This window comes from Microcoleus sp. OTE_8_concoct_300, from assembly GCF_031383065.1.
Classification (GTDB): domain Bacteria; phylum Cyanobacteriota; class Cyanobacteriia; order Cyanobacteriales; family Microcoleaceae; genus Microcoleus.
Genome location: NZ_JANMZH010000278.1, coordinates 21343 through 27985 on the forward strand (window position 1 = coordinate 21343; position 6643 = coordinate 27985).

Genomic DNA, 6643 nt, shown 5'->3' on the forward strand with positions numbered 1-6643 from the left:
CAGTCTGTATCCTTTAACTTAATGCGATCGTCCGATCTTGTAGGTTGGGTTAAAGTATGAAACCCGACACTCATCACTGCTTCTCCACCTGAACCCGGGTGCGATCGCTCGATCGAGTCATGTTCTGTGAGGCATGTAGCAATAGTCCGGACAGTTTTCAATCACTAACAGCAGAATGCGGGTTTCAGCCTTCTCAGTTAGGTCAAATGCTAACGGTAGAATGAGGGTTTCAGCCTCGGTCTCAAAAACTGTCCGGAGTATTGATGTAGAATTAAGTTATTATTACATAATACTCTGTTATAAATTAGACGGAGAGCTAGCAGTGCGAACGATTCTTGGTGGTTGGATTAGCATTCTTTTAGGGTTAAGTGGTTTGTGGTTTACTGTCAACCCAGATGTCACCCAGTTTTCAATTTTTCAAGTTGTTCTTCTGACAATCAGTGTTCTTGGAATTCTGTTCATGATCTACTGGGATATCCATTCCTATTTGAAGAGGAGGCCAAAGCTTTACCGCACAACCGAACAAATTGATCGGTATATGTATGCTTGGATTTCTCAACGTGGACGAGTATTAATCTTTACTCGTGATATGAGCTGGGCTACTTCAAACGAAATTAAGAAGTTACTAATGAATAAAGCAGACAGAAGAGAATTAGAAATTTGCTTGCCAGAGCCTACCCTTCTCACTAAAGAACTTGCTGCTGCTGGAGCAGAAGTTCATACTTACACTTCATTCAATGACTCTCCTTACTCACGTTTCACCATTATTCGCTACGGGAAAGATGATGCTCGTATAGCAATCGGGCGTAATGTAGACGGACTACATCGAATTGATGAATATTCTTATGGCTCAGATCCTGTTTTCTCTATTGCGTATGATTTAGTTAGGCTCGTTAAACATTATTCATCTTAGGAGAAGTAAAGTTGACAGAATCAATTCGTCCAACACATAAAAGCCGTGTTGAAATTGAAAGAGAGTGGGATACTATTGCCCCTATTCGGGATACTCAAATATCACAAGGCAAAGATATTAGCTTTCTTAAGGTACTCCTCCCAGCGATTGAAAAACTAACGATTAATAGTAATTTCAGTCATGTTCTTGATGTCGGTTGTGGAGTTGGTTTTGTAGCGGAAGCGTTTTCAACGAAGGCTAATTATATTGTGGGGGTAGACATAAGCAAGCGGAGTATTGAACTTGCACAGAAACGGCTATATGGTTCGCGTCATGCTCATTTTTATTGTAGAAGTGTAGAAGAATTTGCTCAGCAAACTGCACCACATAGCTTTTCTCTCGCAATTGCCAACATGACTTTGATGACAGCCCTTGATTTGTTATCTTTGCTGCGATCTGTAGCAAGGTTACTTCGTGCTGGTGCCCATTTTGTTTTTACAATTATACATCCGTGTTTTTGGTCATCTTATTGGGGTTATGATGCCGCCGATTGGTTTCACTATAATCAAGAGATAGTGGTAGAAGCACCTTTCAAAATCAGCTTTGATGCGGTAGACATTGTAACTACACATGTTCATAGACCTCTTTCGCAATACTTCAGTAGCCTTATAGAAGTTGGCTTTATTATCGAAGCTGTTCTTGAACCTTTTCCGCCTCCAGATACAGATCCAGAGTATATCCGCAACTGGAAGCAACCACGATTTCTAGCTATTCGGTGTGTTCGTGAGTAAAGAATGAAGTCCAATCAGCTAACAACCGCGTATACCGGATCAACCAAGATGCTCTCTGCTTCGCTTTGAGTCCCTTGCAACCAGTAATGCTAACCGTTAGACCGCTATGTATGCGGCATAAGCTACAGGTTGTAATCAAATAAAGGTTGATCGTTGGAGGTTCTAATTGGAACTTCTAGAGATTGCAAGTACGACCAATGCTTGGAGAGTGAAGTGCGATCGCTAGATTCACAGTTTGAAATCTAAGTTCGCGATCGCATCCTATCTTTCTATTTACTCCTTTAGAGAGAGGAAAGTTATAGAATTGGGTGCTAAAAAGCGCTCGAATCGTCCACCAATTTGAAGCATCTTTTTTTTACTTCTCAGATGCGGAATGCTAAGGAATTTAAGCTGCAAACAATCAGAGGGGATTTGTTGTGAGATCTCAAAGGCTGCAATCACTGTTTCGCGATCGCTCGATCGTTCTCCGCTTCTTGCTCATTGCCCTTGTCGTTTCAGCCTTGCTGTTCATCTCTAACGCAAGCTTGTTTAAGACTTCTGCGATCGCACAAATCCCGATGCAACCCACGATCGAATCCCTGTAGTGCGTTGATTCAGAGAGATTTTGCACCCATGAACGATGCCCCTACCGCAATTGTGTCAGCTCAAATCGTTTCTTCTACGGCTCAAACACCACTCTCCGCAAAAGCGATCGCCACCGCATTCTATGGAGAAAGTCCGGGTTACTCCTACTTCCAGGGCTGGAAATACCAAGAACAACTACTCATCAGGTGTGGCTTTGGACAGCCAATTCTTGATAGTCCTGTCGAATAGGAATCTGAATAATGAACTCTGCGCCCTGACCGGGATGAGAAACACACTTCAACTGTCCGCGGTGTTTTTCTACCACAATCTGGTAGCTGATTGACAGCCCCAGACCAGTGCCCTTCCCTACAGGTTTCGTCGTGAAGAAGGGGTCGAACACCCGCTGGTACACTTCCTCTGTCATACCGGGGCCATTGTCGCAAATGCGAATCACAACAAATTGGGGACCTTTCCGGGTCGGGGCGAGGTTGTGGGAATCCACCTCAACCGAAGAAACTGTAGAGCTTTCGGCAAGGGGGGGATGGGAAATCGGGGATTTTTCTTCTTCCGCATAGCCCACTGAGGTGCGAATCGCGATCGCCCGCAGTGTTTTTTGGTTACTGAGAGCCTCAATCGCATTCGCCAGTAAATTTACAAACACCTGGTTCAGTTGGCCCGCATAGCACTCCACCAGCGGCAGCGCGCCTTACTCTTTAATGACTTGAATAGCAGGCTGGTCTAATTTAGCTTGCAGTCGATGCTGCAAAATCAGTAGGATGTTATCGATCCCCTCATGGATATCGACCTCTTTCATTTCCGCTTCATCCAGTCGCGAGAAATTTCGCAGGGAGAGGACAATTTCGCGAATTCGGTCTGCCCCCACCTTCATCGAATCCAGCACTTTGGGTAAGTCTTCCATCAAGAACTCTAATTCGATCGCGTCCATCTCCTCTTACGACGAGATTCCGGAACTAGCCCCAATCGATGAGTTGCAGACATTTGTAGGTAATAAAAAAACAAGATGTGGATCTGTACCTCAGTAAATAAGGGATTTGCAGGGATTGTGGCGATGACTATAGGAGACCGCTCGGCAGAAACATTTAAGCCTTTATGGAAAATTATTAAAGGGTAGAAATGTTTTTTTTATGCCACAGATGGTTATGCTGTTTATCCCAAGTTTATTGACGAGGCTGACCACATTGTTAGTAAAAGTTATAGCAATCCTAAATCATTTGTGAATTTCTTACTCCCGGACCGCGGCTTCGGGGAGGGCTGGGGTGGGGTTAAAAATTTATGACTCCTGCAAGGATTGCTATATATGACCCGCCTTTAGGGAGGAAATACAAAGTTTTTGGCATTACTTAGCACGCTTGCATAGAAAAAATCTTTGCTACTCTAAGTCTCTCTTGATGTTGACCATGTCAATTAGATTAGTCATTTATTACTTGAAGCATAAAACCGTGCTTATTCCTCGCCCAAATATTTTTGTTTCTTGATAAAGACTCCCTGTAGCATACCACAATTGTGCAACGCCCAAGTCAGACCTAGGGATTTTAAACCTGTCATGGGTTAAAACTTTTGCGGCCTGCGGGGCAGCCTTGAAAACTTTTTTCTATCCGATCGTCGCTTTGATATCTTCTGCGGTTATTTTGTGGTAGTCAACCCAGTCGGCAAGGTCTAACCCTTTACTCTTTGGTAGATTTCCCCAAGCTTTAGATACAGGGAAAGCGTAGAGCCAGAGAGCGTGGGGGAATTCTTGATTCAATAACTCAGCGTGTTTGATTCCCGGCTCATCACGATCGGGAACGATAACAACCTTTGCGCCCTGTAAATTGCTTGTGTCAGTGCTTCGCCATTTACTAGAGCCACCAATGTTACAGGTCGGTTAAACCTAAATCCCACAAAGCATCGGCGCAAGATTCCCCTTCGACAATGAAAATAAGTTCATTATGTGCGATCGGCTTTCTGACTTCGGCATAGCGGTAAATAGGGATATTCTCACGGGCTATTACCCCCTCGATACCTACCAACCAGCCAATTTGCTTCTTATGCTAACCCCAGCGCTCTTGATGCCAGTTAGGCTTGCCACCTTTACCATCATTGAATCGCACAACACGCACCAGAGGAGACCCATCACGAGCAGGATATTCCCAGTAGCGAGTTTGACCGGGGCGAGTCGCTTTCTTTTCTTGAGGACGGGCGTAGTAAGTTTTGCCATCTTTATCAGCCTTGCTTGTGGTTTCCCAACCAGTAGCGGGTGGTTGGTCGGGGTTGCAGACTGAAAGCTCGCCGCTGGAATAACACCAGTCTGGTTTTGCACAGTGCGGGCAAGGATTGGTTTCAGTGGCTTCAACAAGATTTCGACAAACACTTGAAAGTTAACCGTAGATCAGAGTATCATTAATTGTACATGATAATTTTACGGCGTTACTCATCTATCTACGGTATGAAAGGCTAAATATAGAAGTCATAGAAACCAGTATCCACAAAGATTCTGGTTTTCAACTTATTTGTTTCATACCCTGATTAAGCAACGCCCACCGCATCTAGCGATCCCCGTGTAATAGAAAGATTCAAGGCGGTTTCAACCGCCGAATCGTTTGCCATGAGCGGGTTCAAGTCACACTCGTTTCGCACTTACCGAGCATTTTTATGAGTCACATGATATTCTCAGACACTCTTATTTTGCTTCGACCTGACTACCTGCCTAGTAGCCATAAAGTAAACGAGTCTAAGGATAAGTTAACTACAGTAATCAATCTGCTCCGCCAAGCTTTAGCTGAAACTTCCCAACAGCGTGCTTTCACTACTATCAACCTGGCATTGGACATACTCGGCCCAGTGGAAGTCATTGAGACTGGGGAAACCCTCCCCACCAATACATCCCTAAAAACATGGCAAATCGAGGATTTCGATCAATTTTTCGGTTTAAAGCATGTGCAGGCAAGAGATCCTGCTGAATGTTTAGTTGCAAGTATTTTAACAGCCTATCGAGCTTGGCTTGAGTTAAATCGCTGCACTTCACACGAATCAGCAAAGTTGGACGTAGAAAGTCAAAAAAATGGTTTCAAAAGCTGTGTGAGCCTATTGGTTAGAGTCTTCAACCTGGATTTAGAAGAAAAATTATGACTAATGTTGAGGCAAGGGAAATTTGGAAGAAATCTCATTGGATGTTTTCTATTTACACCCAGTGTCTGATCGTCTGCCTTAGTCGCTTTGAAAGGGAGATAGAAGTTGGAAACATAAACAATGCAGGAATTGAGCTAGAAACTGCAGCAGAACTTATGCTTGCATCAGCTAGAACGATGGATCTAGCCGGAAGTTTTAGTCAGCAGGTGTTCCAAGATCAGGTTCGTCCGATGATGATGCCCCCTAACGTTAAGTCGGAAGATTTTAGTGCACTTATGCACTTGGATCATGCTCATCTTATGACTGTATTGAAGACTATTCAGCCTCTTTACAAGACACTGCCTGTCTCCCTTCAACCTCAGCACAACAAATTTATCTCAGCCTATAAAGTTGTTTGTGCTTCCCACAAAACTGTTTGTGAAAAATTTGGGGGCGGTGAGGCGGGGAGCTTACGAGCGCCCGAACACACAGCAGTAGATATGCTAGATAAATTCGAGCGGAACCGCTTGCGGCTTATAGATCCAAATGGTCAAGCAGGGGGTGGGTGTCCATTTCACAGCAATAAATCCTCATAGTACAATACTTCGGACAGTGTGTTATTGCCAACCATAAAATAAGGGTTTCAGGGCGATGGCGCCATCGACTTCCTAACGGAAAATCAAGGGTTTCAGACTAGCATCTAAAAATAGTCCGGACTATTGATAGTAGAAAGTAATGGTTGAGATTCACTTTGACAAGACCATTTTTATTCCACCTTTCGGTGCTGGGTTGTAATGATAACTAACTTCAAAAACCACGGCAGAACGCTAGACCTTGAAGTTATGCTAAATAAATTGTACCGTTAAAATGCCAGCACACAGATGACCTTTTAGCAATAGGTGTAAGGAGATTCCTCAATGCAACGAATTCTTGAACCAGAAGTGATGGATACGTCGGAAGAGGCTATTGAGTACGACGCAATGGACTTCACGACAGTAAACACCGCATTTGCACAACGTACTAGCGAGTTGGCACCACAATCGGGTCTCGTTCTCGACGCAGGTACAGGTACTGCCCGCATTCCCATCTTAATTTGCCAGAAGTGTCCCCAGTTGCAGATTATCGGCAGCGACCTGTCAAAAAATATGCTGCTTATTGCCTCAAAGAATGTAGAACAGGCTGGCTTACAAAAACAGATTTCTCTGGAATTAGCCGATTCCAAGCAGCTTCCTTATCAAGACGGGCAGTTCGATATGGTTATTTCAAATAGTATCGTCCACCATTTGCC

The 6643-nt window shown here is 44.0% G+C and carries 9 protein-coding genes and 2 pseudogenes; 8 read left to right on the plus strand and 3 right to left on the minus strand.

Translation table 11 applies throughout. The features are described from left to right. Positions 1-322 precede the first annotated feature (322 nt). The 4 genes from ACUVJL_RS13340 (at position 323) to ACUVJL_RS13355 (ending at position 2496) form a co-directional block, all read left to right on the plus strand. Positions 323-913, plus strand: coding sequence for a hypothetical protein (locus ACUVJL_RS13340; RefSeq protein ID WP_445246290.1), 591 nt, complete (start codon positions 323-325; stop codon positions 911-913). Positions 914-924: 11 nt separating this feature from the next. Next, positions 925-1683, plus strand: a complete 759-nt coding sequence (locus tag ACUVJL_RS13345; protein ID WP_445246291.1) for a class I SAM-dependent DNA methyltransferase — start codon at positions 925-927, stop codon at positions 1681-1683. Positions 1684-2099: 416 nt separating this feature from the next. Then, positions 2100-2267 carry a hypothetical protein gene (locus ACUVJL_RS13350; RefSeq protein ID WP_445246292.1) on the plus strand — a complete coding sequence of 56 codons (168 nt, stop codon included), beginning with the start codon at positions 2100-2102 and terminating at the stop codon, positions 2265-2267. Between the two features lie 28 nt (positions 2268-2295). Next, positions 2296-2496 carry a hypothetical protein gene (locus ACUVJL_RS13355; RefSeq protein ID WP_445246293.1) on the plus strand — a complete coding sequence of 67 codons (201 nt, stop codon included), beginning with the start codon at positions 2296-2298 and terminating at the stop codon, positions 2494-2496. On the opposite strand, the gene ACUVJL_RS13360 is transcribed toward ACUVJL_RS13355, so the two are convergent. After that, positions 2450-2893 carry a sensor histidine kinase gene (locus ACUVJL_RS13360; RefSeq protein WP_445246299.1) on the minus strand — a complete coding sequence of 148 codons (444 nt, stop codon included), beginning with the start codon at positions 2891-2893 and terminating at the stop codon, positions 2450-2452. The two genes, ACUVJL_RS13355 and ACUVJL_RS13360, sit on opposite strands and share 47 nt — an antisense overlap. Further along, positions 2869-3184 (minus strand): annotated as a pseudogene (locus tag ACUVJL_RS13365) (sensor histidine kinase); the annotation flags it as partial. The gene ACUVJL_RS13360 and the pseudogene ACUVJL_RS13365, both read right to left, overlap by 25 nt. Before the next feature lie 378 nt (positions 3185-3562). On the opposite strand from ACUVJL_RS13365, the pseudogene ACUVJL_RS13370 reads away from it, so the two are divergent. Next, positions 3563-3743: pseudogene (locus tag ACUVJL_RS13370) on the plus strand (IS1 family transposase); the annotation flags it as partial. A 378-nt stretch (positions 3744-4121) separates the two neighbouring features. On the opposite strand, the gene ACUVJL_RS13375 reads toward ACUVJL_RS13370, so the two are convergent. Then, positions 4122-4277, minus strand: coding sequence for a hypothetical protein (locus ACUVJL_RS13375; protein WP_445246294.1), 156 nt, complete (start codon positions 4275-4277; stop codon positions 4122-4124). A 622-nt stretch (positions 4278-4899) separates the two neighbouring features. On the opposite strand from ACUVJL_RS13375, the gene ACUVJL_RS13380 reads away from it, so the two are divergent. The 3 genes from ACUVJL_RS13380 to ACUVJL_RS13390 form a co-directional block, all read left to right on the plus strand. Then, a complete protein-coding gene (locus ACUVJL_RS13380; RefSeq protein ID WP_445246295.1) occupies positions 4900-5376 on the plus strand; it encodes a hypothetical protein in 477 nt (158 codons plus the stop codon). Continuing rightward, positions 5373-5951, plus strand: a complete 579-nt coding sequence (locus ACUVJL_RS13385) for a hypothetical protein (RefSeq protein WP_445246296.1) — start codon at positions 5373-5375, stop codon at positions 5949-5951. Before ACUVJL_RS13380 ends, ACUVJL_RS13385 begins: the two co-directional genes overlap by 4 nt. 321 nt (positions 5952-6272) lie before the next feature. Continuing rightward, positions 6273-6643, plus strand: a 371-nt coding sequence (locus tag ACUVJL_RS13390) for a class I SAM-dependent methyltransferase (RefSeq protein ID WP_445246297.1), incomplete at its 3' end; no start/stop codon positions are given.

Coding starts and splice junctions, on each gene's coding strand:
- ACUVJL_RS13355 (WP_445246293.1), top strand. CDS start 2,296: ATGAACGATGCCCCTACCGCAATTGTGTCAGCTCAAATCGTTTCTTCT.
- ACUVJL_RS13380 (WP_445246295.1), top strand. CDS start 4,900: ATGAGTCACATGATATTCTCAGACACTCTTATTTTGCTTCGACCTGAC.
- ACUVJL_RS13385 (WP_445246296.1), top strand. CDS start 5,373: ATGACTAATGTTGAGGCAAGGGAAATTTGGAAGAAATCTCATTGGATG.